The 23,162-nt window shown below is 60.7% G+C and carries 21 protein-coding genes and 1 pseudogene; 9 read left to right on the top strand and 13 right to left on the bottom strand.

Annotation, left to right across the window (positions count from 1 at the left end):
* Positions 1-131: 131 nt before the first annotated feature.
* From choV to ACA075_RS28135, 3 genes are all read right to left on the bottom strand, one after another.
* Positions 132-1,310, bottom strand: a complete 1,179-nt coding sequence (gene choV, locus ACA075_RS28145; RefSeq protein ID WP_109635477.1) for a choline ABC transporter ATP-binding protein — start codon at positions 1,308-1,310, stop codon at positions 132-134.
* On the bottom strand, positions 1,307-2,152 hold the full coding sequence (gene choW, locus ACA075_RS28140) for a choline ABC transporter permease subunit (protein ID WP_109635476.1): 846 nt from the start codon (positions 2,150-2,152) through the stop codon (positions 1,307-1,309). The genes choV and choW overlap by 4 nt, the downstream gene beginning before the upstream one ends.
* A gap of 77 nt (positions 2,153-2,229) precedes the next feature.
* Complete coding sequence (locus ACA075_RS28135) at positions 2,230-3,180, bottom strand: choline ABC transporter substrate-binding protein (protein ID WP_497296405.1); 951 nt, start codon at positions 3,178-3,180, stop codon at positions 2,230-2,232.
* 435 nt (positions 3,181-3,615) lie between these two features.
* Between ACA075_RS28135 and ACA075_RS28130 the strand changes: the two genes are divergently transcribed.
* Positions 3,616-4,992, top strand: a complete 1,377-nt coding sequence (locus ACA075_RS28130) for an L-serine ammonia-lyase (protein ID WP_497296404.1) — start codon at positions 3,616-3,618, stop codon at positions 4,990-4,992.
* Positions 4,993-5,602: 610 nt separating this feature from the next.
* Positions 5,603-6,706, top strand: a complete 1,104-nt coding sequence (gbdR, locus tag ACA075_RS28125) for a choline metabolism transcriptional regulator GbdR (RefSeq protein WP_201198415.1) — start codon at positions 5,603-5,605, stop codon at positions 6,704-6,706.
* Here gbdR and aac(6') read toward each other — a convergent pair whose 3' ends face one another.
* The 7 genes from aac(6') to choX form a co-directional block, all read right to left on the bottom strand.
* Entirely contained in the window at positions 6,707-7,153 is a 447-nt protein-coding gene (gene aac(6'), locus ACA075_RS28120) for an aminoglycoside 6'-N-acetyltransferase (RefSeq protein WP_497296403.1), read from the bottom strand.
* 56 nt (positions 7,154-7,209) lie between these two features.
* Positions 7,210-7,470 (bottom strand): hypothetical protein, encoded by a 261-nt coding sequence (locus tag ACA075_RS28115; RefSeq protein ID WP_283181973.1) that lies wholly within the window; start codon positions 7,468-7,470, stop codon positions 7,210-7,212.
* Positions 7,471-7,866: 396 nt separating this feature from the next.
* The gene (locus tag ACA075_RS28110; protein ID WP_497296402.1) at positions 7,867-9,030 is read right to left on the bottom strand and encodes a gamma-butyrobetaine dioxygenase; all 1,164 of its coding nucleotides are present in this window, start codon (positions 9,028-9,030) and stop codon (positions 7,867-7,869) included.
* 14 nt (positions 9,031-9,044) lie between these two features.
* On the bottom strand, positions 9,045-9,521 hold the full coding sequence (locus ACA075_RS28105) for a thioesterase family protein (RefSeq protein WP_497296401.1): 477 nt from the start codon (positions 9,519-9,521) through the stop codon (positions 9,045-9,047).
* 142 nt (positions 9,522-9,663) lie between these two features.
* Positions 9,664-10,629, bottom strand: a complete 966-nt coding sequence (locus ACA075_RS28100) for an L-carnitine dehydrogenase (RefSeq protein WP_497296400.1) — start codon at positions 10,627-10,629, stop codon at positions 9,664-9,666.
* 142 nt (positions 10,630-10,771) lie between these two features.
* Complete coding sequence (cdhC, locus tag ACA075_RS28095; RefSeq protein ID WP_008151915.1) at positions 10,772-11,659, bottom strand: 3-dehydrocarnitine:acetyl-CoA trimethylamine transferase CdhC; 888 nt, start codon at positions 11,657-11,659, stop codon at positions 10,772-10,774.
* A gap of 75 nt (positions 11,660-11,734) precedes the next feature.
* Entirely contained in the window at positions 11,735-12,679 is a 945-nt protein-coding gene (gene choX, locus ACA075_RS28090; RefSeq protein WP_497296399.1) for a choline ABC transporter substrate-binding protein, read from the bottom strand.
* A 209-nt stretch (positions 12,680-12,888) separates the two neighbouring features.
* Between choX and ACA075_RS28085 the strand changes: the two genes are divergently transcribed.
* Complete coding sequence (locus ACA075_RS28085) at positions 12,889-13,836, top strand: GlxA family transcriptional regulator (RefSeq protein ID WP_497296398.1); 948 nt, start codon at positions 12,889-12,891, stop codon at positions 13,834-13,836.
* A gap of 129 nt (positions 13,837-13,965) precedes the next feature.
* Here ACA075_RS28085 and ACA075_RS28080 read toward each other — a convergent pair whose 3' ends face one another.
* From ACA075_RS28080 to ACA075_RS28070, 3 genes and pseudogenes are all read right to left on the bottom strand, one after another.
* Positions 13,966-14,382, bottom strand: coding sequence for a DUF3010 family protein (locus ACA075_RS28080; RefSeq protein ID WP_497296397.1), 417 nt, complete (start codon positions 14,380-14,382; stop codon positions 13,966-13,968).
* 32 nt (positions 14,383-14,414) lie between these two features.
* A pseudogene (locus ACA075_RS28075) lies at positions 14,415-14,645 on the bottom strand (helix-turn-helix domain-containing protein); the annotation flags it as partial.
* Positions 14,646-14,655: 10 nt separating this feature from the next.
* Entirely contained in the window at positions 14,656-15,057 is a 402-nt protein-coding gene (locus ACA075_RS28070; protein WP_497296396.1) for a lysozyme inhibitor LprI family protein, read from the bottom strand.
* A gap of 236 nt (positions 15,058-15,293) precedes the next feature.
* Here ACA075_RS28070 and ACA075_RS28065 point away from each other — a divergent pair, with 236 nt between their 5' ends.
* The 6 genes from ACA075_RS28065 (at position 15,294) to etfB (ending at position 23,123) form a co-directional block, all read left to right on the top strand.
* Complete coding sequence (locus ACA075_RS28065; protein ID WP_008033250.1) at positions 15,294-16,271, top strand: dipeptidase; 978 nt, start codon at positions 15,294-15,296, stop codon at positions 16,269-16,271.
* A gap of 79 nt (positions 16,272-16,350) precedes the next feature.
* Positions 16,351-16,881 (top strand): DUF5943 domain-containing protein, encoded by a 531-nt coding sequence (locus ACA075_RS28060; RefSeq protein ID WP_008033249.1) that lies wholly within the window; start codon positions 16,351-16,353, stop codon positions 16,879-16,881.
* Positions 16,882-16,896: 15 nt separating this feature from the next.
* Positions 16,897-18,957, top strand: coding sequence for a dimethylglycine demethylation protein DgcA (dgcA, locus tag ACA075_RS28055; RefSeq protein WP_497296395.1), 2,061 nt, complete (start codon positions 16,897-16,899; stop codon positions 18,955-18,957).
* A 210-nt stretch (positions 18,958-19,167) separates the two neighbouring features.
* Positions 19,168-21,117, top strand: a complete 1,950-nt coding sequence (gene dgcB / locus ACA075_RS28050) for a dimethylglycine demethylation protein DgcB (RefSeq protein ID WP_497296394.1) — start codon at positions 19,168-19,170, stop codon at positions 21,115-21,117.
* Positions 21,117-22,337 carry an electron transfer flavoprotein subunit alpha gene (gene etfA / locus ACA075_RS28045; protein WP_497296393.1) on the top strand — a complete coding sequence of 407 codons (1,221 nt, stop codon included), beginning with the start codon at positions 21,117-21,119 and terminating at the stop codon, positions 22,335-22,337. Before dgcB ends, etfA begins: the two co-directional genes overlap by 1 nt.
* A gap of 15 nt (positions 22,338-22,352) precedes the next feature.
* The gene (gene etfB / locus ACA075_RS28040; protein WP_109635441.1) at positions 22,353-23,123 is read left to right on the top strand and encodes an electron transfer flavoprotein subunit beta; all 771 of its coding nucleotides are present in this window, start codon (positions 22,353-22,355) and stop codon (positions 23,121-23,123) included.
* The last annotated feature ends 39 nt before the right edge of the window (positions 23,124-23,162 follow it).

Raw genomic sequence — 23,162 nt, 5'->3', positions numbered from 1 at the left:
GTCTGGTTTTGGGGCTGCTTCGCAACCCAGCGGGAGCAAGCTCCCTCGCCACAGTTGTCAGCATTCCAGACTGAATAGCTGCACTAACAAAAACGCCGCGATCCTCTCGCGGCGTTTTTGTGTCTGCTGCCTTACCCCAGGTTCTTGCCGAGCAGTGCGTGATACAGCTCGCTGTCGCCCAGAATCCCGACCACCTTGTTGTTGTCGTGCAGCACCAGCTTGTTGCCGGTCTGATAACGAATCTGCAGCGCATCGCGCATGCCGATGTTGGAATCCACCAACGTTGGCCGACGACCCAGACCTTCAACCGCTTGCCCTGGAATCCAGTTCTGCAGGTCCAGGCTCGCGCCGTTCTGGCGGGCACCTTTGATGGTATTGCCTTCGGCCAGGTCCAGCCACGAATCGCCGCCCGGATCGAGGCACACCGAACCGTTGATGCGTTTGCAGTTGTCCAGGGTGCGCATCAGGCTGCGACCGCACAGCACGTTCAGCGGGTTGGTGTGCGCGACGAAGGTCCGCACGTAGTCGTCCGCCGGGTTCAGCACGATTTCTTCAGGCTTGCTGTACTGGACGATCCGACCGTCTTTCATGATCGCGATACGGCTGCCGAGCTTCAGGGCTTCATCGAGGTCGTGGCTTACGAACACGATGGTTTTGTTCAACTTGCTTTGCAGCTCCAGCAGTTCGTCTTGCAGGCCTTGGCGGATCAATGGGTCGAGTGCCGAGAACGGTTCGTCCATCAGCAGAATGTCCGCATCCATCGCCAGTGCACGGGCCAGGCCCACGCGTTGCTGCATACCGCCGGAGAGCTCGTCAGGCTTCTTGTTGCGCCACTGGGTCAGGCCCACCAGCTCAAGCTTGTCGTCCACCAGTTTGCGCCGTTCCTTTTCCGGGCGACCCTGCATTTCCAGACCGAAACTGATGTTCTCGCGCACCGTCAGCCAAGGCATCAGGGCGAATTTCTGGAACACCATCGCAATGCGCTTGGTGCGCATCATTTTCAGCTCTGCCGGGGTGCAGGACGCGATATCGATCTGCCGGCCTTCGTGCTCGACGAACAGCTTGCCGCGGCTGACGGTGTTGAGGCCGTTGATGCAACGCAGCAGGCTGGATTTACCGGAGCCGGACAAACCCATCAAAACGCAGATTTCACCTTTTTCGACGTCCAGGCTGGCTTTTTCAACGCCGACGATCTGCCCGGTTTTTTTCAGGATCTGGTCGCGGGTCATGCCCTGGTCGAGAAGCTTGAGCGCTTCACGCGGGTCTTTGGAAAAGATTACGTCGACGTCTTCGAAGCGAATAATGCTCATGCGTCACCCCCTACTTTAGCGTCGGGTTGTTTGCAGATACGGTCGAGCATGATCGCCAGCAGCACGATAGCCAACCCGGCTTCGAAACCCAGGGCTATATCGGCGGTGTTCAGTGCGTTGACCACAGGTTTGCCCAAGCCGTCGGCGCCCACCAGAGCCGCAATCACCACCATCGACAACGACAGCATGATGCACTGGGTGATACCGGCCGCGATGCTTGGCATGGCGTAAGGCAGTTCGATGCGTGCGAGTAACTGGCGGCGCGAGCAGCCGAAGGCTTTGCCGGCGTCCATCAGTTCTGCGGGAACATCGCGGATACCCAGGTAGGTCAGGCGGATAGGCGCGGCAATCGCGAACACCACCGTGGAGATCAGACCCGGGACCACACCCAGCCCGAAGAGGGTCAGGGTAGGAATGAGGTACACAAACGTCGGTACGGTCTGCATCAGATCGAGCACCGGCCGCATCAGTGTGTAGAACATCGGTTTGTGCGCGGCGACGATACCCAACGGCACGCCGATGACCACGCAGACCAGGGTCGCGAAGAGCACCTGGGCGAGGGTTTCCATGGTTTCCTGCCAGTACCCCAGATTGAGGATCAGCAGAAAGGAGGCAATGACGAAAACGGTCAGCCCCCACTTTCGTTGAATGAAGTGAGCCAGTAGTGCGATGAGGCCGATCAATGCCAGCGGGTTGAACCAGGTCAGCGCAAAAGTCACGCCGTGGATCATCGTTTCCAGAGACACGGCGATGGCGTCGAAGGTGTTGGCGCCGTGTTGCGTCAACCATTCAACGAAGCCCGCGATGTACTGGCCTAGAGGTATTTTCTGATCAATCAGCATGGTAGTGAACGTCCGCATGCAAGGAAATAAACAGCCCGGGCGAGCGAACCCGCCCGGCGTAAGCGGTGCTTCTTAATTCAAGGCTGCGCGAGCTTGGTTTTCACGGCCTCCAGGCCTGGTTTACCGTCAATGGTGGTCACGCCAGCGAGCCAGGTATCGAGCACCTGTGGATTCTTTTTCAGCCAGGCCTTGGCGGCCGCGTCAGGCTTCATTTTGTCGTCCAGGACGTTGCCCATCAGGGTGCTTTCCATGTTCAGCGTGAACTGCAGGTTTTTCAGCAGTTGACCGACGTTGCTGCATTCCTGCGCATAGCCCTTGCGGGTGTTGGTGTAGATGGTTGCCTGGCCGAAGTTCGGGCCGAAATAGTCGTCGCCGCCAGTCAGGTACTTCATCTTGAAACGGGTGTTCATCGGGTGCGGTTCCCAGCCCAGGAACACCACGGCGGTGTTGCGGCGCTGGGCGCGATCGACTTGCGAGAGCATGCCTGCCTCGCTGGACTCGACCACCTTGAAGCCGGCGTCTTTCAGGCCGAAGGCGTTCTTGTCGATCATGCTCTGGATCAGGCGGTTACCGTCGTTGCCTGGTTCGATGCCGTAGATCTTGCCGTCGAGTTCTTTCTTGAACTTGGCGATGTCGGCGAAATCCTTCAGCCCCTTGTTATACAACTCTTCGGGCACGGCGAGTGTGTATTTTGCGTTCTCCAGGTTGGCACGCAAAGTGTCCACGGTGCCGGCATCACGGTAAGCCTTGATGTCGTTTTCCATGGTCGGCATCCAGTTCCCCAGGAACACGTCCATGTTCTTGCCGTCGGCCAGGGACTTGTAGGTCACCGGAACGGAAATCATCGTGGTTTTGGTCTTGTAGCCCAGGGCATCGAGAACGACGCTGGTGGTGGCGGTGGTGACGGTAATGTCAGTCCAGCCGACATCGGAGAAGTTTACGGTGCTGCACTGAGCGGGTTCTGCAGCTTGAGCCAGTAAGGGCAGACTCAGCATGGCGGCCAACAACAACGACGGGGAACCTTTCATGGGTGGACTCCTTGGTGTTTTTTTTGGCAGTGTTCCGACTGGACCACCGCACTTATAGGTTGCGGTTGGATGGCGTTTTGGAGACAGCTCTACCAAGGCGCCTTGCAATCGAGTCGATACGATCATGTACCAGTGAAAATCTGACGCCTACAGGGTGCGTCGTAACCAGTACAGGGATGGTCGCATCCAGTGTTGGTGAGGTCGTTTACAGCTATTTTCAGCCCTTTCTGCTCCTTTGAACCGTAAAAAAACCGTGAAAACGTAGCGCTGACGGCTCGCGGCGTTAGTGGGCATGAGTGCGTCGGTGTGAGACGTCGAACGACACGGCAAAAGCCTGATGATGCGGCCATCTCGGCGGATTGCAGCTTGAGCGTAGCAGCTCCGTCACTGGGCGCTTTTGCGTCTGGAGTTGGCACATCCAGGAGTTCGGCAGTAATGGCTATCAGTGTTTTCGACCTGTTCAAAATTGGCATCGGCCCTTCCAGTTCGCACACCGTGGGGCCTATGCGGGCCGCCGCGCTGTTCGTGCAAGGTTTGCGTGAGCAGGGTCTTTTGGAGCAAGTGCGGCGCGTCGAAGTTCAGCTGTATGGGTCGCTGTCGGCCACCGGCATCGGTCACGGCAGCGACAACGCGGTGATCATGGGCCTGATGGGCGAGTGGCCGGACGCGATCGATCCGTCGCAAATCGGCATCCGTATCGAAACGCTGCGCGAGACCCACACACTGTTGCTCGACGGTCGCCTGTCGGTGCCGTTTATCTGGGCCCGCGACATGCGCCTGATCGACGAAAACCTGCCGTTTCACCCCAACGCCATGACCCTGGTCGCTGAAGGTGATGACGGCGAGCTGCATCGCGACACCTACTATTCCATCGGCGGTGGTTTTGTCGTGGATGAAGCGCAGGCGTCCAGCGGCGTGGCCGATCTGGATCGCACCGTGTTGCCTTACGATTTCTCCAGCGCTGTCGAACTGCTCAGCCTGTGCCAGAAGCACAACCTGCGCGTCGCCGAATTGATGATGGCCAACGAGAAGGTCTGGCGCAGCGAGGAAGAGATTCGCAGCGGCCTGATGAAGCTCTGGCGCGCCATGCAGGATTGCGTCGATCAGGGCCTCAAACACGAAGGCATCTTGCCCGGCGGACTGAATGTGCGCCGTCGTGCGGCCAAGTTGCATCGCAGCCTGCAAGAGCTGGGCAAACCCAACGTCATCGGCTCGACCTTGAGCGCCATGGAATGGGTCAACCTGTTCGCCCTCGCGGTCAACGAGGAGAACGCTGCCGGTGGGCGCATGGTGACGGCACCGACCAACGGTGCGGCGGGGATCATTCCGGCGGTGTTGCACTACTTTATGAAGTTCAGCGAGGCGGTGACGGACGCCAACGTGGTCGACTATTTCCTCAGTGCGGCAGCGGTGGGGATTCTGTGCAAGAAGAACGCTTCGATTTCCGGCGCGGAAGTCGGTTGCCAGGGTGAAGTGGGTTCAGCCTGTGCGATGGCGGCTGCCGGGTTGGCGGAGATCCTCGGCGCGACGCCGGAGCAGCTGTGCAACGCGGCGGAAATCGGCCTGGAACACAACCTGGGCCTGACCTGCGACCCGGTGGGTGGGCTGGTGCAAGTGCCGTGCATCGAGCGCAATGCGATTGCCGCGGTGAAAGCCATCAACGCGGCGCAGATGGCGCTGCGCGGGGATGGTCAGCACTTTATCTCGCTGGATCGGGTGATCCGCACCATGCGAGATACCGGCGCGGACATGCATGACAAATATAAAGAGACCTCGCGGGGTGGGTTGGCGGTTAGCGCGGTCGAGTGCTGATAACGCTTAACTCTCTGGTGAAATGAGTATCTGTGGCGAGGGAGCTTGCTCCCGCTCGGCTGCGCAGCAGCCGAATAGCCCGCGACCGGTATATCTGAAAGTTCGCGTTTGCAGTTTTCAGGGCCGCTTCGCGCCCCAGCGGGAGCAAGCTCCCTCGCCACAGAAAAGTCATCTGCGAGAGAAGACCAGTCAAAACTGCGCGCTAAGTGAACACATAATTCCAAACGCGCCACGTTTTGGCGCGTCGCTTACAGATAAGCGCCCTCACCCAGGTCAGGGATCCAACCTGGCCATTACCGCCTGTCACCTGTGCTTGCGGTGACACTCTCCTACAAGTCGCCGTAGCCCTGTTCCCACAAGTGCTACCGATTTGCTCAAGCCCAACGGGGCAGAGCGCCTCCCTCCGTTAATGGCACTTATAACCCCTACTCGCGGCACGGCTTATATAGACACGCCGCGACGTCGTTTTCAGGAGTTATTGAATGACCATTCAACTTTAGGCATGGCAATTGCTCTGTCATTACAAAGCCCGTCTCCCACGCGAGAACGATGGCAATAACAAGAGCCTCCGCCTGAGGCCATCACCCGCTTTGTGTGAGGAGATACCGCGATGACGACGTTCAACTCCGGGGCTCAACCCCAGAACCGTGCGCCTCAATCCATCGGCTTTCTGCTGCTGGACAATTTCACGCTTATTTCTTTGGCCTCCGCAGTAGAACCCCTGCGCATGGCCAACCAATTGTCCGGCCGCGAGCTGTATCGCTGGACCACGCTCACCGTCGACGGCGGTCAGGTCTGGGCCAGTGACGGTCTGCAGATCACCCCCGATTGCTCCATGCACAAAGCACCTGCCCTGGACACCATCATTGTCTGCGGCGGCATCGGCATCCAACGCACCGTTACCCGCGAACACGTGTCGTGGCTGCAAAGCCAGGCGCGTCAGTCCCGCCGTCTCGGCGCGGTCTGCACCGGCAGCTGGGCCCTGGCGTGCGCCGGCCTGCTGGACGGTTTTGATTGCAGCGTGCACTGGGAATGCCTGGCCTCGATGCAGGAAGCGTTCCCCCGTGTAGCCATGAGCACACGCCTGTTCACCCTCGACCGTAACCGTTTCACCAGCTCCGGCGGCACCGCACCGCTGGACATGATGCTGCACCTGATCAGCCGCGATCACGGTCGTGAACTGTCGGCCGCGATCTCGGAAATGTTCGTCTACGAGCGCATCCGCAACGAACAGGATCACCAGCGCGTGCCGCTCAAGCACATGCTGGGCACCAACCAGCCGAAGTTGCAGGAAATCGTCGCGCTGATGGAAGCCAACCTGGAAGAGCCGATCGACCTCGACGAACTGGCGGTGTATGTCGCTGTTTCCCGTCGTCAGCTGGAGCGCCTGTTCCAGAAATACCTGCACTGCTCGCCGTCGCGTTACTACCTGAAACTGCGCCTGATCCGTGCCCGGCAGTTGCTCAAGCAAACGCCGATGTCGATCATCGAAGTGGCGTCGGTGTGCGGCTTCGTGTCCACGCCGCACTTCTCCAAGTGCTACCGCGAATACTTCGGCATTCCACCGCGTGACGAACGCGTAGGCTCTAACACCACGCAACAGGTGGCGATGATGCCGTTGCCGCAGGCGCTGGTGCTGTCGCCGCTGTCCGGGCCGTTGTCGGCGCTGAGTCAGGCGCGCAATGAGTCGACGTTCGCCAGCGTTCGTCTCTAGTCATAGCGGGCGTTTGAAAAATACGACGCGCTCGGTTTCCTCGAAACCGAGCGCCTTGTGCGTCTCCTGGCTCGGCAAGTTGTCAAGGCCGGTGTCGGAAGCCATCTCCACGCAGCCCTGTGCTCGTCCCCAGTTCGCCACCTGTTCGATCAGTCGTGCCGCCACTCCGTGTCGGCGCTGCTGCGGCACCACGTAGATACCTTCCAGATACACCACCGGCGAGCTGTCGGTGCCATTGACATAGTCGTGGCGCAATGACGCTTCGGCGAGGCCGACGGGTTGTTCCTGGCTGTCGTAGGCGACAAAGTTGATATAGCGTTTTGGCTCGCGTAGCAGCTGGGCGATTTCGTCCCGATGCTCCTGTTCCGAAGCATCGGGCCAGAGCGCCTGGCGCAGAGGCAGCCAGCCCGCTTGTTCATCGGACTGGCAGTATTGGATACGGAACATCAGCGCTCGCTCGTGGTAGGCAGGAAGGCCACTACTCTAGCAAACCCCCGAAGACCTCAGACGCGACTTTGCTGATACTCCGCCAACGCAGGCAGCAACTGCTTATCAATGGCCTGACGCACGGCCGGCAGAATGGTCGCGCTGCTGGTGTACATCTGTTTGACCATGGTCCGCAATTCCGTTGCCCGTTCGTTGTTCAAACCCCGTACCGCGCATTCGCAGGCCTGCTCGGCAGTTGCACCAGGGGGCACTGCAAATCCTAACGCCTTGAGCTGGCCCAACAGGTCTTCCTGGTCAATCAAATCGGCGTACATCATGACGCAATCCTTCTTCAGGGAACGGTGTCGTGGCTCGATTCTCGTAGGGGTGCGGGGTGGCGGCAAGGACGATTTGTCGCAATGGCCGCGATACCTATGAACAGGTCGTTTTCGGCTAACTTGCAAGAGGGGAGAGTGGGCACACTGGATTCAGCTGGCAACACGAAGGTTTGGTCACCCTCGCGCGACGGCTCCTCAACAGTACCCTCCTCAGCTCCGATCCTGTCACGGCTTGATCGGGGTTTTTTTTGCCTGTGAATCAGGAAGGGATGAGGTGTCTGGGCTGACGCCTTCGCGGGCAAGCCCGCTTCCACAGGTTTGGCGTCGTTCGCCAAATCTGTGGTAACCCCCGATCCTGTGGGAGCGAGGCTTGCCCGCGAAGAACGATGACGCGGTCTAACGCTGCAACACCAAAATGCGCGACAACAATTCATCCCGATCGACATAGCACCCTTGAAAATGCCGGGCGCCGCTGGCGGGGTCGAAGGCGTTGCGGGCGTGGAGGGTGCGGCGGTTGTCGAAGCACCACAACTCACCGGGATTGAGCCGCGTCATCACCCGGAATCGCGCTTCACGGGTCATTGCAATAAGCCGCCGATAAGCGCGGTAGAGCTTGGGCATGTCCTCGATCGAGGCATCAAACGGTCCGCGCAGAAAGTTCGCCATGCGGATTTCCGACACCTGACCCAACGCATCCAGGGCGATGATCGGCGCCAGGCAGCGGTAGTCGCTATGGCGGTCCTTGTTGCGGAACTCCACCGGGATTTCGCAGAGGCTTTTAAACGACTCGGGATCTTCCTCGCGCAACGCTTGGGCAATGGCAAAGCCGTCGACAAAAATACTCTCGCCACCGTCGGCGTCATTGACCAGGCAATGCAGAAATTGCAGCCCCGGTTGCAACTCTCGGGTCGGCAGGTCGCTGTGCAGCGGCAGGTTGAAAGCGGTGTAGGCATTGCTGTCGGCATCGGCCTTGGATTGCACGTTGAACAGCACGCCGAAATTGCTCTCGCGGATAAAGGAAATCCGCTGGGCGATCAGTTTAAGTGAGCCCGGTTCGGTGGGTACGCCGCGCACTTGAGTCAGGCCGATATCGCGCACGGCGAGTAGCCATTGCAGCAAGGCCTCGTTGTCGTTCATCAGCGCCTGGTATTCGAACACCGGCAGCTGCAAGTCGCTTTTCCACAGCCTGGATTTTGGCTTGGAAGCACGACGTTCGGCACGGGACTCGTCGTCATAGGCGTGAGCGCGCAGCCAGCCTGGATCGAAGCGACTCTGGTGGCCGTCCTGCCATTCGACGCTGAGGCAACCTTCGGCATCGACGTTTGCCCTTGTCGGCGCCAGGTCCTCTGCGACGTCGACGATTTCCAGCACTTGCTCGCGGGTCACGGTGTAGACGCAGTGCGGGCACGGGCAGTTGTCCCGCAGCCATTGATGATGAAAGGGGCTGACCCGGCCGTCGGCCCACTGCACTTGAATTCGATCCACCAGGGTTTGCACGGCGGACAACGCGCTGATCAACGGGTAGGTACGGAAGTCGGCAAAAGCGGCGGCGGTGTTCAATGGCGATCTCCTTGTTATTTTTTAGGGGGTAACGCGATCACTCGGCCAATGTAGTCCGGGGCGGGAAGGTCGGTTTGCTCGGCGACGATGGCTTGCAGCTTGCTCAAGGTGTCTTCGCTGAACGGTGCGGAGCGCGGCCCGGCGAGGTCGACGTGCACGAGCATTTGTTCGTTGCCCGCCAGTTCCTTGTCGTCGCCGACCAGATGCAAGCTGTGATAGAGGTGCAGGCGTTTGCTGTCGTGGCCGATGATCTGGGTGTGCACTTCGACATTGGCGTCGAGCTTCACTTCATGCAGGTAATTGAGGTGCAGTTCGAGGGTGAACAGCGAGTTGCCGCTGGCTTCGCGGTTGTTGCTGTCCATGCCCAGCCGATCCATCAGCGCGTCGGTGGCGTAGCTGAAAATCAGCAGGTAGAAGGCATCGCGCAAGTGGCCGTTGTAGTCGACCCAGTCGGGGATGATTTTGGTTTGGTAGGTGGTGAGGGTGGGCATGATGAAGGATCCAGAATGTGTGGTGACTGGACTCCCGCTATCGCGAGCAGGCTCGCTCCTACAGGTGACCGAGTTGTATCAGACACCTGCAATCAAATGTGGGAGCGAGCCTGCTCGCGATGGGGTCCGCCCTGTAGGCAAATTACTCGCTGAACGCCATCCCATGCTTCTCTTTGGTGGTCTTCACCGCCTCCAGCACTGCCAGCAAGCAATCATCACGATAGCGCTCCAGCGCGGAAATGCTGTGTTTGCCCAGCTGATCGCTGGTCCCGTCAACCACATCATCGATCAACTTGTCGGTCAGTTCCGGCGCTGGCAGGTACGTCCACGGCAACTGCAACGCCGGGCCGAACTGCGCCATGAAGTGGCGCATGCCGGCATCGCCACCCGCCAGGGTGTAGGTCAGGAATGTGCCCATGAACGACCAGCGCAGCCCCGCGCCAAAGCGGATTGCATCGTCAATTTCGCCGGTGGTCGCGACGCCGTCGTTGACCAGGTGCAGCGCCTCTCGCCACAGCGCTTCGAGCAAGCGGTCGGCGATGAACCCCGGCACTTCTTTGCGCACATGCAGCGGACGCATGCCCAGGGATTCATACACTTTCATTGCTGCTTGAATGGCTTCCGGCGCGGTGTTTTTGCCACCGACCACTTCCACCAGCGGCAGCAGATAAACCGGGTTGAACGGGTGCCCGACCACACAGCGTTCCGGGTGCGTCGAACTCTCGTAGAACTCGCTCGGCAACAGGCCAGAGGTACTGGAGCCGATCAAGGCATTGGGCTTGGCCGCCGCGCTGATTTTGCTGTGCAGTTCGAGTTTCAGATCGAGGCGCTCAGGGGCGCTTTCCTGAATGAAGTCCGCGTCGCGAACGCACTCTTCAATCGTCGCGACAAAGCGCAGCCGATCCTGTGAAGCGCCCGGTGCCAGGCCTTGTTTCTCCAGCGCACTCCAGGCATTGGCGACGCGTTTGCGCAGCGCCGCTTCCGCTCCGGGCGCCGGGTCCCAGGCGACAACGTCGAGGCCGTGGGCGAGGGCGCGGGACACCCAACCGCTGCCGATGACACCGCTGCCTAACGCTGCGAAGGTTTTGATTTCGGTGATAAAGCTCATGGCGACGTCCTAAAAGAATTCGGTGATCCCCTGTGGGATCGGGCTTGCTCGCGAAAGCGGAGTTTCAGTCGACAGAGATGTCGGATGTAACGGCCTCTTCGCGAGCAAGCCCGCTCCCACAGTTGGAAAGAGTTGTTAGTGACTAACCGCGCTTGGTCAGGCCCATTTTTGCCCGGCCTTCCGCTGGGGTCAGAACACGGGCGCCGAGGCGGCTGAGGATTTCCGAGGCGCGTTCGACCAGTTGGCCGTTGGTCGCCAGCACACCCTTGTCCAGCCAGATGTTGTCTTCCAGGCCGACCCGCACGTTGCCACCGAGCAGCACCGCTTGCGCGGCCATCGGCATCTGCATGCGACCGATGCCGAACCCGGCCCAAACCGCATTGGCCGGCAGGTTGTCGACCATCGCTTTCATGGTGGTGGTGTCGGCCGGCGCGCCCCACGGAATGCCCAGGCACAACTGGAACAGCGGATCGTCGAGCAGGCCTTCCTTGATCAACTGTTTGGCGAACCACAGGTGACCGGTGTCGAAAATTTCCAGCTCGGCCTTCACGCCCAGCTCTTGAATGCGTTTGGCGCCAGCGCGCAGCTGCGCCGGGGTGGACACGTAAATGGTGTCGCCGTCGCCGAAGTTCAGGGTGCCGCAGTCGAGGGTGCAGATTTCCGGCAGCAGTGCTTCAACGTGGGCCAGGCGGGTCAGCGGGCCGACCAGGTCGGTGTTCGGGCCGAACTCCATCGGGTTCTCGCCCGCGCCGATTTCCAGGTCACCGCCCATGCCCGCCGTCAGGTTGACGATGATGTCGACGTCAGCCTCGCGGATGCGCTCCATCACTTCGCGGTACAGCGCCACGTCACGGCTGAATTTGCCGGTTTCGGGGTTGCGAACGTGGCAGTGAACGACGGTGGCGCCGGCCTTGGCGGCTTCCACCGCAGCGGCGGCGATTTGTTTCGGGGTGACTGGCACGTGTGGGCTCTTGCTGGTCGTGTCGCCAGCACCGGTGAGTGCGCAGGTGATGATGACGTCGTGGTTCATGAGGCGGGTTCCTTGCAGGCGTGATGATTCCGTTCGCAGCCCGGTCGGGCTGCGAGTCGGTGGTTCAATCGGGGTTTATTTACTGGTCAGTTTCAAATTGTCAGCGGCTGGTTTGCCATCGAAGGTGGTCACGCCTTCGAGCCAGCGTTGCTTGTCTTGCGGGTGATCTTTCAGCCATTGCTTGGCTGATTCGAAGGCGTCCTTGTGATCCAGCAGCGGCTGCATCATCCGGCTCTCGTCTTCGGCGGTGTAGGTCAGGTTGCTCAGCAATTTGCCGATGTTCGGGCATTGCTCGGCGTATTTCGGCGCGGTGACGGTCCAGACCGTGGCCATGCCTTCGTTCGGCCCCAGGGCATCTTCGCTGCCCGTGAGGTAAGTCATGTGCACGTTGACGTTCATTGGGTGCGGCGCCCAACCGAAGAACACCACGGCCTCTTTGCGGCGCACGGCGCGATCCACGGCTGCGAGCATGCCGGCCTCGCTGGACTCGACGAGCTGGAATTTGCCAAGGCCAAACTGGTTCTTGGCGATCATGGCCTTGATCTGGGTGTTGGCGCCCGAGCCCGGCTCGATGCCGTAGATCTTGCCGCCCAGTTCTTTTTCGAACTTGGCGATGTCGGCGAAGGTTTTCAGGCCCTTGTCGGCGAGGTAAGTCGGTACAGCGAGGGTGGCGCGGGCGTCCTTGAGGCTTGGCGCTTCAAGCACCTTGACCTGGTTGGCGTCGACGAACGGGGTGATGGTCTGGGTCATCAGCGGGTTCCAGTAACCCAGGAACAGGTCCAGGCGCTGGTCGCGGATCCCGGCGAAGATGATTTGCTGGGAAGCGCTGGTTTGTTTGGTGTTGTAGCCGAGGCCATCGAGCAGCACCTGGGTCATGGCGCTGGTGGCAATCACGTCGGTCCAGTTCACGACGCCCATGCGCACGTTCTGGCATGAAGCAGGTTCGGCCGCCATGACACTGGCGCTCAGGAAAGCGGTACCGCTGAGTGCAAGAACACAGCTGCTGATCAGTCGTTTCATCTCAGGTTTCCTCGGCAGACGTTATTGTGGGTTCCGGCATCTTTGTGCGCCGGTGATGCCAAGTTACGCAGCTAAGGCCCCGTGAAAGCGCACTGCGGCGACCAGGTCTTGCACTGCAGCGACCTGCGCTCTTGAAAGCCTGTTGCAAGTGGCGTATCAACGTCCACACGCTACCCGCCCTCACGCGACCCGCCTATCGAGTGCGCTCCATGTCCCAGGATTTCTACTTCATGTTGATGCCGGGTTTCTCGGCCATCGGGTTTATCTCGGCGATCGAGCCGCTGCGGGTCGCCAATCGCTTTCGTGGCGAGTTGTATCGCTGGCATGTATTGAGTGCCGACGGTGGGGCAGTTCTGGCCAGCAACGGCATGTCGGTCAACGCCGACGCGGCGCTGGAACCGCTGAAGAAAGGCGCCACCCTTTTGGTCGTAGCCGGCTTCGAACCGCTGAAATTCGCCACCCCCGCACTGGAGCACTGGTTGCGCCGCCTGGACAACGAAGGCGTGATCCTCGGCGCCATCGACACCGGCAGCTTCATCCTCGCCGAAGCCGGCCTGCTCGACGGCCATCGCCTGACCCTGCACTGGGAAGCCATCGACGCGTTCAAGGAATCTTATCCACAGCTCAGCGTTACCCAGGAGCTGTTCGAGATCGACCGCCGGCGTATCACCTCCGCCGGCGGCACCGCGTCCATCGACCTGATGCTCGACCTTATCGCCCAGGCCCACGGCCCGGAACTGGCGATCCAGGTCAGCGAACAATTCGTACTCGGCCGCATCCGCCCGCGCAAAGACCACCAGCGCATGGAAGTCGCCACGCGCTACGGCATCAGCAACAAAAAACTGGTGCATGTGATCGGCGAGATGGAGCAGCACAGCGAACCGCCGCTGAGTACGCTGGAACTGGCGGAATCGATCAAAGTGACGCGGCGGCAGCTGGAGCGATTGTTTCGGTTGCACCTGGCCGACACGCCGAGCAATTTCTACCTGAGATTACGGTTGGAGAAGGCGCGGCAGTTGCTGCGGCAGACGGACATGAGCGTGCTGGAGGTGAGCATTGCGTGCGGGTTTGAATCACCTTCGTATTTCACCCGCAGTTATCGGGCACGGTTTGAAAGGTGTCCGCGGGAAGATCGACGACAAACCCAAAAGGCCTGAACCGTGATAGTGCGAGAACGAACCCTGCAGGAGCGAGGCTTGCCTGCGAAGAGGCCGGCACATTCAACTTCTCTGGCGCCTGACACACCGCCTTCGCGGGCAAGTCTCGCTCCTACAAGTGGTCTGTCGTTATTTCTTCATCAGAGCGGAGCACGCCGCCTTGTAAGCCTCATGCTGATACTTGTTCAGTGTTTCCGGCAGCGCAAAGTCAAACTTCTTGTTCTGCGCATTAATCGTCTGCGGAGACAGCAACGTCACCTCGCAACTCTCCAGCAACTGAAAAACGCCCTCGATCTTGAACGTCGTCGGACCACCGGCGAATTCACCTTTCTTGCTGCGCTTCTTGATCGCGATCCGGTCGATGGAATTCTCGCGTACAAACGACGCCACCTGAGCGGCAAAGACTTTGACGTTCGCGGCTTCGTCGTCATCGTCCAAGGCAATTTTCTTGGTCGCCAGGGCGACGTGGCTCAACGTCTGACCGTCCAGCGAGGCCACGGCGATGATCGCTTCGCTGCCTTTGATTTCAATGCCGCAGATTTTCATTTCGATCCCTTTCACAAATGGTTGTGTGCAGCCTACAGCTCAAGTTGATTGGCCGTGATACCAAACGCCGCGGCAATTCTCTCGCGGGTGGCCTTGCGAGGCTTCGCTACAGTCTCTTGCTGGGCAAAAGCAGGTTGAGAAATGCCCATGCGTTTGGCCACTTCATCCTGGGTAAGGTTCAAGTGTTCGCGCCAGGCGCGAACAGGCAACGCTCCATCGACGATACGGCTGACTACTTGATGTGGGATCAAACGATTTTCCATGTTTATGTTTTTACTCCTGCCCAATCGACTCCAAAAACTCCGACCGCTCATCACTCATCCGCGCCACGCAATCATTCTGTGCAATCGTGAACGCCTTGCTACCGCTGGTCGCCGGAAACGCTTCAACCGCGCAATCCGCATCCCGGGTCTTCAGCCATTGCTGCTGAGCCGCCTTGAGCTTGGCGGTGATGTCGCTCAGTTGCGCCGGGTTTTTGCCGTAGGCCGTTTGCATGCGCTCGGTCAGGCTTTGGTAGTTGTCTTTGAGCAGGTCTTCGGCGGTGCTTCTGCTGTAGGCGGAGCATTCTAGGGTCTGGACGTCGTTTTCGACCTTGTCGCAGGGGTTGTCGTCGGCCTCCTCAGCCGCGTGTACGCCGGTCGCTATCAGTGCCAAAGCCAGGAAGATCGTTCTCATTGCGACGCAGCCCCTATTTTTCAGTGCCCATTCAGTAATGCAGCGAATTCTGGCCCAAGCAGCGGCCCTTGAACAGGAGGGCGATTACGTCGATCAACGACCCTTTGTCGCGGATTGACGCTTTCGGCAAACCCCCTGTCGTTTTTGCACCCGGCTGCCCCGGTCCTCAGGCATATGCTGGCCCCAAAGCGCCGGCACACGATTCGGCGCATGAATCGCTAATAGGGGACAGCCTGATGAGCCCAGCCGAATTGCACGCCGACAGCATCGTTATCGACGGGCTGATTATTGCCAAGTGGAACCGTGAGCTGTTCGAAGACATGCGCAAGGGCGGTCTGACCGCGGCTAACTGCACCGTGTCGGTGTGGGAGGGCTTCCAGGCCACCGTCAACAACATCGCCGCCAGCCAGAAGCTGATCCGCGAGAACAGCGACCTGGTAATTCCGGTGCGCACCACCGCCGATATCCGCAAGGCCAAAGAGCAGGGCAAGACCGGCATCCTGTTCGGCTTCCAGAATGCTCACGCCTTTGAAGACCAGATCGGCTATGTCGAGGTGTTCAAGCAGCTCGGCGTCGGCATCGTACAGATGTGCTACAACACCCAGAACCTGGTCGGTACCGGTTGCTACGAGCGTGATGGCGGCCTGTCGGGCTTCGGTCGCGAAATCGTTGCCGAGATGAACCGTGTCGGCGTCATGTGCGACCTGTCCCACGTCGGCTCCAAGACTTCCGAAGAAGTCATCCTCGAATCCAAAAAGCCGGTTTGCTACTCCCATTGCCTGCCGTCGGGTCTGAAAATTCACCCGCGCAACAAATCCGATGAAGAACTGAAGTTCATCGCCGATCACGGCGGTTTCGTCGGCGTGACCATGTTTGCGCCATTCCTGGCCAAGGGCATCGATTCGACCATCGACGATTACGCCGAAGCCATCGAATACACCATGAACATCGTTGGTGAAGACGCCATCGGTATCGGCACCGACTTCACCCAGGGCCATGGACAGGACTTCTTCGAATACCTGACCCATGACAAGGGCTACGCCCGCCGCCTGACCAGCTTCGGCAAGATCATCAACCCGCTGGGCATCCGCACCGTCGGCGAGTTCCCGAACCTGACCGAAACCCTGCTCAAGCGCGGCCACTCCGAGCGTGTGGTGCGCAAGATCATGGGCGAGAACTGGGTCAACGTCCTCAAGGACGTCTGGGGCGAATAAGCCACCGCATCTGAAGAATTCTTTCCCCCGGCCGTCCGCGCCGGGGGCAACACCCAAAATTTTCTGGAGTTAAGTTTCCATGGCCAAGATCGCCCCGCAATTGCCAATCGAAGTCGACAGCGAAACCGGTGTCTGGACCTCCGACGCCCTGCCGATGCTGTACGTACCGCGTCACTTCTTCGTCAACAACCACATGGGCATCGAGGAAGTGCTGGGCGCCGACGCCTACGCCGAAATCCTCTACAAGGCCGGCTACAAATCTGCCTGGCACTGGTGTGAAAAAGAAGCTGAATGCCATGGCCTGGAAGGCGTCGCGGTGTTCGAGCACTACATGAAGCGCCTGTCGCAACGCGGCTGGGGCCTGTTCAAGATCCAGGACATCGACCTCGACAAAGGCACCGCCAGCGTCAAGCTCGAACACTCGGCGTTCGTCTACGTGTATGGCAAGGTCGGGCGCAAGGTCGACTACATGTTCACCGGTTGGTTTGCCGGCGCCATGGACCAGATTCTGCAAGCCCGCGGCAGCAAGATCCGCACCGTTGCCGAACAGGTCTACGGTGGCTCCGAAGAAGGCCACGACGACGGTTTGTTCACCGTCAAGCCGTTGTAAGTCGAGGAACCCGCCATGGCTTTCGAAGCAATGTTCCAGCCGATCCAGATCGGCAAACTGACCATCCGCAACCGCGTGCTCAGCACCGCGCACGCCGAGGTCTACGCGACCGACGGCGGCATGACCACCGACCGGTACGTCAAGTATTACGAAGAGAAAGCCAAGGGCGGGATCGGCCTGGCGATTTGCGGCGGTTCCTCCAGTGTGGCCATCGACAGCCCGCAAGGCTGGTGGAAGTCGGTCAACCTGGCCGACGACCGGATCATTCCGCACTTCCAGAACCTGGCCGATGCCATGCACAAGCATGGCGCCAAGATCATGATCCAGATTACCCACATGGGTCGTCGTTCCCGTTGGGACGGCGAGCATTGGCCAACTTTGCTGTCGCCTTCGGGCATCCGTGAACCGGTGCACCGCGCGACCTGCAAAACCATCGAGCCGGAAGAAATCTGGCGGGTGATCGGCAATTACGCCACCGCGGCTGGCCGCGCCAAGGCCGGTGGTCTGGACGGCGTCGAACTGTCAGCGGTGCACCAGCACATGATCGACCAGTTCTGGAGCCCACGGGTCAACAAACGTACCGACGAATGGGGCGGCAGCTTCGAGAACCGCATGCGTTTCGGCCTGGAAGTGATCAAGGCTGTGCGGGCTGAAGTCGGCCCGGATTTCTGCGTCGGCATCCGTCTGTGCGGTGACGAGTTCCACCCGGACGGCTTGTCCCACGAAGACATGAAGCAGATCGCCAAGTACTACGACGACACCGGTATGATCGACTTCATCGGCGTGGTCGGTTCGGGTTGCGACACCCACAACACCCTGGCCAACGTTATCCCGAACATGAGTTATCCACCGGAGCCGTTCCTGCACTTGGCCGCCGGTATCAAGGAAGTGGTCAAGGCTCCTGTTCTGCACGCGCAGAACATCAAGGACCCGAACCAGGCAACGCGGATTCTGGAAGGCGGCTATGTGGACATGGTCGGCATGACCCGCGCCCACATCGCCGACCCGCACCTGATCGCCAAGATCAAAATGGGTCAGGTCGACCAGATCAAACAGTGCGTCGGCGCCAACTACTGCATCGACCGTCAGTACCAGGGTCTGGACGTGCTGTGCATCCAGAACGCCGCGACCTCCCGTGAATACATGGGCGTGCCGCACATCATCGAGAAATCGACCGGTGTGAAGCGCAAGGTTGTGGTGGTCGGTGCCGGTCCTGCCGGGATGGAAGCGGCGCGTGTGTCGGCCGAACGTGGCCACGACGTGACCCTGTTCGAGAAGAAAGAATTCATTGGCGGGCAGATCACGACTGCATCGAAAGCCCCACAGCGTGACCAGATCGCCGGCATCACGCGCTGGTTCCAGTTGGAGCTGGCGCGTCTGAAAGTTGATCTGCGCCTGGGCGTGGCGGCGGATGCGGCAACCATTCTCGACTTGCGTCCGGACGTGGTGGTGCTCGCCGTTGGCGGTCATCCGTTCCTGGAACAGAACGAACACTGGGGCGCGGCTGAAGGCCTGGTGGTCAGCAGCTGGGACATCCTCGACGGCAAGGTCGCGCCGGGCAAGAACGTGCTGGTCTACGACACCATTTGCGAGTTCACCGGGATGTCCACTGCGGACTTCCTCGCCGACAAGGGCAGCCAGGTCGAGATCGTCACCGACGACATCAAGCCGGGCGTGGCGATTGGCGGTACGTCGTTCCCGACGTACTACCGCAGCATGTACCCGAAAGAAGTGATCATGACCGGCGACATGATGCTGGAGAAGGTCTACCGCGAAGGCGACAAGCTGGTGGCGGTGCTGGAAAACGAATACACCGGCGCCAAAGAGGAGCGGGTGGTAGACCAGGTCGTCGTCGAAAACGGCGTGCGTCCGGACGAAGAAATCTACTACGCCATGAAGGAAGGCTCGCGCAACAAAGGCCAGATGGACATCGAAGCCTTGTTCGCGATCAAGCCGCAACCTTCGCTGAGCCAGGCGGGCGACGGCTACTTGCTGTTCCGCATCGGCGACTGCGTGGCGCAGCGCAACACCCACGCGGCGATCTATGACGCGCTGCGGTTGTGCAAAGACTTCTAACGGATTTACCACCATCACCTGTGGCGAGGGAGCTTGCTCCCGCTGGGCTGCGAAGCAGCCCCAAAACCTGCAGTCGAGGTGTAGCAGGTGTACACCTGAGGCTGTTTTGGGAGCGCTTCGCGCTCCAGCGGGAGCAAGCTCCCTCGCCACAAGTAGGTGCGTCGCTCTCATCGGCACGCACATGACCCCGAGGTCTTTGGGAGCTCCACCATGTTGAACACCCTTCTTCCAATCCTGTTGTTCGCTGCCCTGGGCCTGGGTGTCCTGGGCGCGTTGCGGCGGGTGGCTATGTGGCGCCGGGGCCGAGCCTCCAAGGTCGACCTGATCGGCGGCCTGTTCGCCATGCCCAAGCGCTACATGGTCGATTTGCACCACGTGGTGGCGCGGGACAAATACATCGCCAACACCCACGTGGCCACGGCCGGTGGCGCGGTGGCGTCCATCGTGCTGGCGATTCTGGTTCACGGTTTTGGCCTGCATAACCGCATCCTCGGCTACGCGCTGTTGTTGATGACGGTGGTGATGTTCGTGGGTGCGATCTTTGTCTACCTGCGTCGTCGCAACCCACCGGCTCGCCTGTCCAAAGGGCCGTGGATGCGCCTGCCAAAAAGCCTGCTGGCGTTCTCGGCGAGTTTCTTCCTGTTGACCCTGCCGGTCGCCGGCATCCTTCCGGAAAACTTCGGTGGTTGGGTGGTGGCAGCGATCCTCGGCGTCGGCGTGCTGTGGGGCGTTTCGGAACTGTTCTTTGGCATGACCTGGGGCGGGCCGATGAAGCACGCCTTCGCCGGTGCGTTGCACCTGGCCTGGCACCGTCGCGCCGAGCGCTTTGGCGGCGGCCGTTCCACCGGTTTGAAACCGCTGGATCTGAACGATCCAAACGCGCCACTGGGTGTGGAAAAACCCAAGGATTTCACCTGGAACCAACTGCTCGGCTTCGACGCCTGTGTGCAGTGCGGTAAATGCGAAGCCGCGTGCCCCGCATTCGCCGCCGGCCAGCCGCTGAACCCGAAAAAGCTGATTCAAGACATGGTCGTCGGCCTGGCCGGTGGCACCGATGCCAAATTCGCCGGCAGTCCATATCCGGGCAAAGCGATTGGCGAGCACGCCGGCAACCCGCATCAACCGATCGTCAACGGTCTGGTGGACGCCGAGACCCTGTGGTCCTGCACCACTTGCCGCGCCTGCGTCGAGGAGTGCCCGATGATGATCGAGCACGTCGATGCCATCGTCGACATGCGCCGCCATCTGACCCTGGAAAAAGGCGCGACCCCGAACAAGGGCGCCGAAGTCCTGGAAAACCTGATCGCCACCGACAACCCGGGCGGCTTCGCCCCGGGCGGGCGGATGAACTGGGCGGCGGACTTGAACCTCAACCTGATGAGCGAGAAGAAGTCCGTCGACGTGCTGTTCTGGGTCGGCGACGGTGCGTTCGACATGCGTAACCAGCGCACCCTGCGCGCCTTCGTCAAAGTGCTGAAAGCGGCCAAGGTCGACTTCGCGGTGCTCGGTCTTGAAGAGCGCGACAGCGGTGACGTGGCCCGGCGTCTGGGCGACGAAGCGACGTTCCAGTTGTTGGCCAAACGCAATATCCAGACCCTGGCCAAGTACAGCTTTAACCGCATCGTCACCTGCGACCCGCACAGCTTCCACGTGCTGAAAAACGAATACGGCGCCTTCGACGGCAACTACCTGGTGCAGCACCACAGCACCTACATGGCGGAAATCATTGGCGCTGGCGCCCTGAACCTCGGCCAGCACAAAGGCAGCAGCGTGACCTATCACGACCCTTGCTACCTCGGCCGCTACAACGGCGAATACGAGGCACCGCGTGAAGTGCTGCGCGCCCTCGGGATTGAAGTGAAAGAGATGCAACGCTCCGGATTCCGCTCGCGCTGCTGCGGCGGCGGTGGCGGCGCGCCGATCACCGACATTCCGGGCAAGCAACGGATCCCCGACATGCGCATGGACGACATCCGCGAAACCGGCGCCGAACTGGTGGCCGTGGGTTGTCCACAGTGCACGGCGATGCTCGAAGGCGTGGTCGAACCGCGACCGCTGATCAAGGACATCGCCGAACTGGTAGCGGACGCGTTGCTCGAAGACGCCGCCCCGAGCAAGCCGACTACCCCGGCCCAACGTGAACCTGCGGAGGCCCACTGATGAGCGACATTATCCGCCGCGACCCCCGCGCCGAATGGATTGCCCGTAACCGCCTGCACCCGCTGCACGCGGCCATGCAACCGGCGCAACACAGCTGGATGGGGCCTAACGGCGTCATCCGCAAGAACCTGCACGGCATCGGTTTTATCGGCCCCAACGGCATCAAGCGCATTGACCGCAGCGGCGCTCAGCAGGGCGGCGCGACCAAGCGCTCGGCGGCCGTGGAAGTGCAATTGCCACTGCATCAAGTGCCTGCACCTGCGTTTTACATCAGCGTGGTGCCGGACATGGTCGGCGGCCGCTTGAGCAGCCACGACCGTGACTTGCTCGGTCTGGCTCATCAGTTGGCCGGCAAGGACGGCGCGGTATTGGCCGTGGTCTTCGGTGAACACAAAGAAAGCGCCTTCGCCACCGCTGGCGTCGATCGCTTGCTCGTGCTGGAGGGCGATGAATTCAGCGGTTATGCACCGGAACAACGGGTCCAGGGCCTGCGGGCTGTGGATAACCAGTTCAACCCGCGTCATTGGCTGCTGCCCGATAGCCGAAGCGGTGGCGGTGAACTCGGTCGGCGCTTTGCCGCTGCACTGGGCGAACGCCCGGCCACGCGAGTCTGGCAGGTCAAGGATCAGGAATGCATCGGCCGCGCCGGCGCTGGCTTACAAGACCTTGCGCGCCCGGTTGCACGCTTGATTCTGGCTGCCGTCGAATGCGCCGAACCGGTCAGCGAAACCCGTCACGAAGCGTTGCCGGTGGAGTTATCCACAGCCGTCGCACGCAGCTTGTCGCGCATCGAAGATTTGGGCGCGGTGGCAGTGGACCCGGCGGCGATTCCGATGGCCGAAGCCGAATTCATCTTCTCCGGCGGCAACGGGGTCAAGGACTGGGGACTTTTCCACAGGACCGCTGAAGCCCTCGGCGCCACCGAAGGCGCGTCCCGAGTGGCGGTGGACGATGGCTTCATGGCTCGCGACCGTCAGGTCGGTGCGTCCGGCACTTGGGTCACCGCGCGGGTTTACGTGGCGGTGGGGATTTCCGGGGCGATCCAGCACCTGCAAGGCATCGGTGCCTGCGACAAGGTGGTGGCCATCAACCTCGACCCGGGTTGCGACATGATCAAACGGGCCGACCTGTCGGTGATCGGAGAGAGCGCCGAGATTCTTCAAGCCTTGATCGCGGCGGTAGAGGCCTACCGCAACGAAGCCAAGCGCGATGCGGCTTAAGGAAAGGAAAGGGTTATGAGCACGAAAATCATCAGCCTGGTGTCCATCGGCGCCCACCCGACCTCCGGCCGGCCACGTCGCGCGGAGCAAGATGCGCGGGCGGTGGAACTGGGCCTGCAACTGGCTGGGGATAACTTGCAAGTGCTGCATGCCGGCGATGTTGCCGAACCGGCGTTGCGCGCCTATCTGGGCATGGGCCTGGAACAACTGCATGTGCTCGAACAGCCGGAAGGCGCCGATGCCTTGCCGGCATTGACCGCGTATTTGCGCGACGCCGGGGCGCAAGTGGTGCTGACCGGCAGCCAGGCGGAAACCGGTGAAGGCTCGGGCATGCTCCCGTTCCTGTTGGCCGAAAGCCTCGGCTGGCCGCTGGTGGTCGGGCTGGCTCAAGTGGAATCCATCGATGGCAGTTCGGCGCTGGTGCTGCAAGCCTTGCCCCGAGGTCAGCGTCGTCGGCTGAAAGTGCGGCTGCCGTTTCTCGCGACTGTGGATAACGCAGCACCCAAGCCTCGGCAGAGCGCCTACGGCCCGGCGCGGCGTGGGGTGTTGCAAGCCGATGAAGTCGAAGTAATTGACGATGAATTATTGGCCGTCGCCACCCTGCAACCGGCCAAGCCACGGCCCAAACGCTTGAAGGTGATCAAGGCCAAGAGCGGCGCCGACCGGATGAAAGCCGCGACGGCCAAGGCCAGTGGCGGCGGTGGCCAAGTCCTCAAAGGCGTGACCGCGCAAGCCGGGGCCGAGGCGATTCTCAAGTTGCTGATCGAAGAAGGCGTAGTCCGCTAAAGCAAATCCACCGCTGGTCCATTGTGGGAGCGGGCTTGC

Source organism: Pseudomonas sp. LBUM1663 (genome assembly GCF_059695905.1).
The sequence above is the reverse complement of the archived record's forward strand: the minus strand, read 5'-3'. Positions and strand labels throughout refer to the sequence as shown.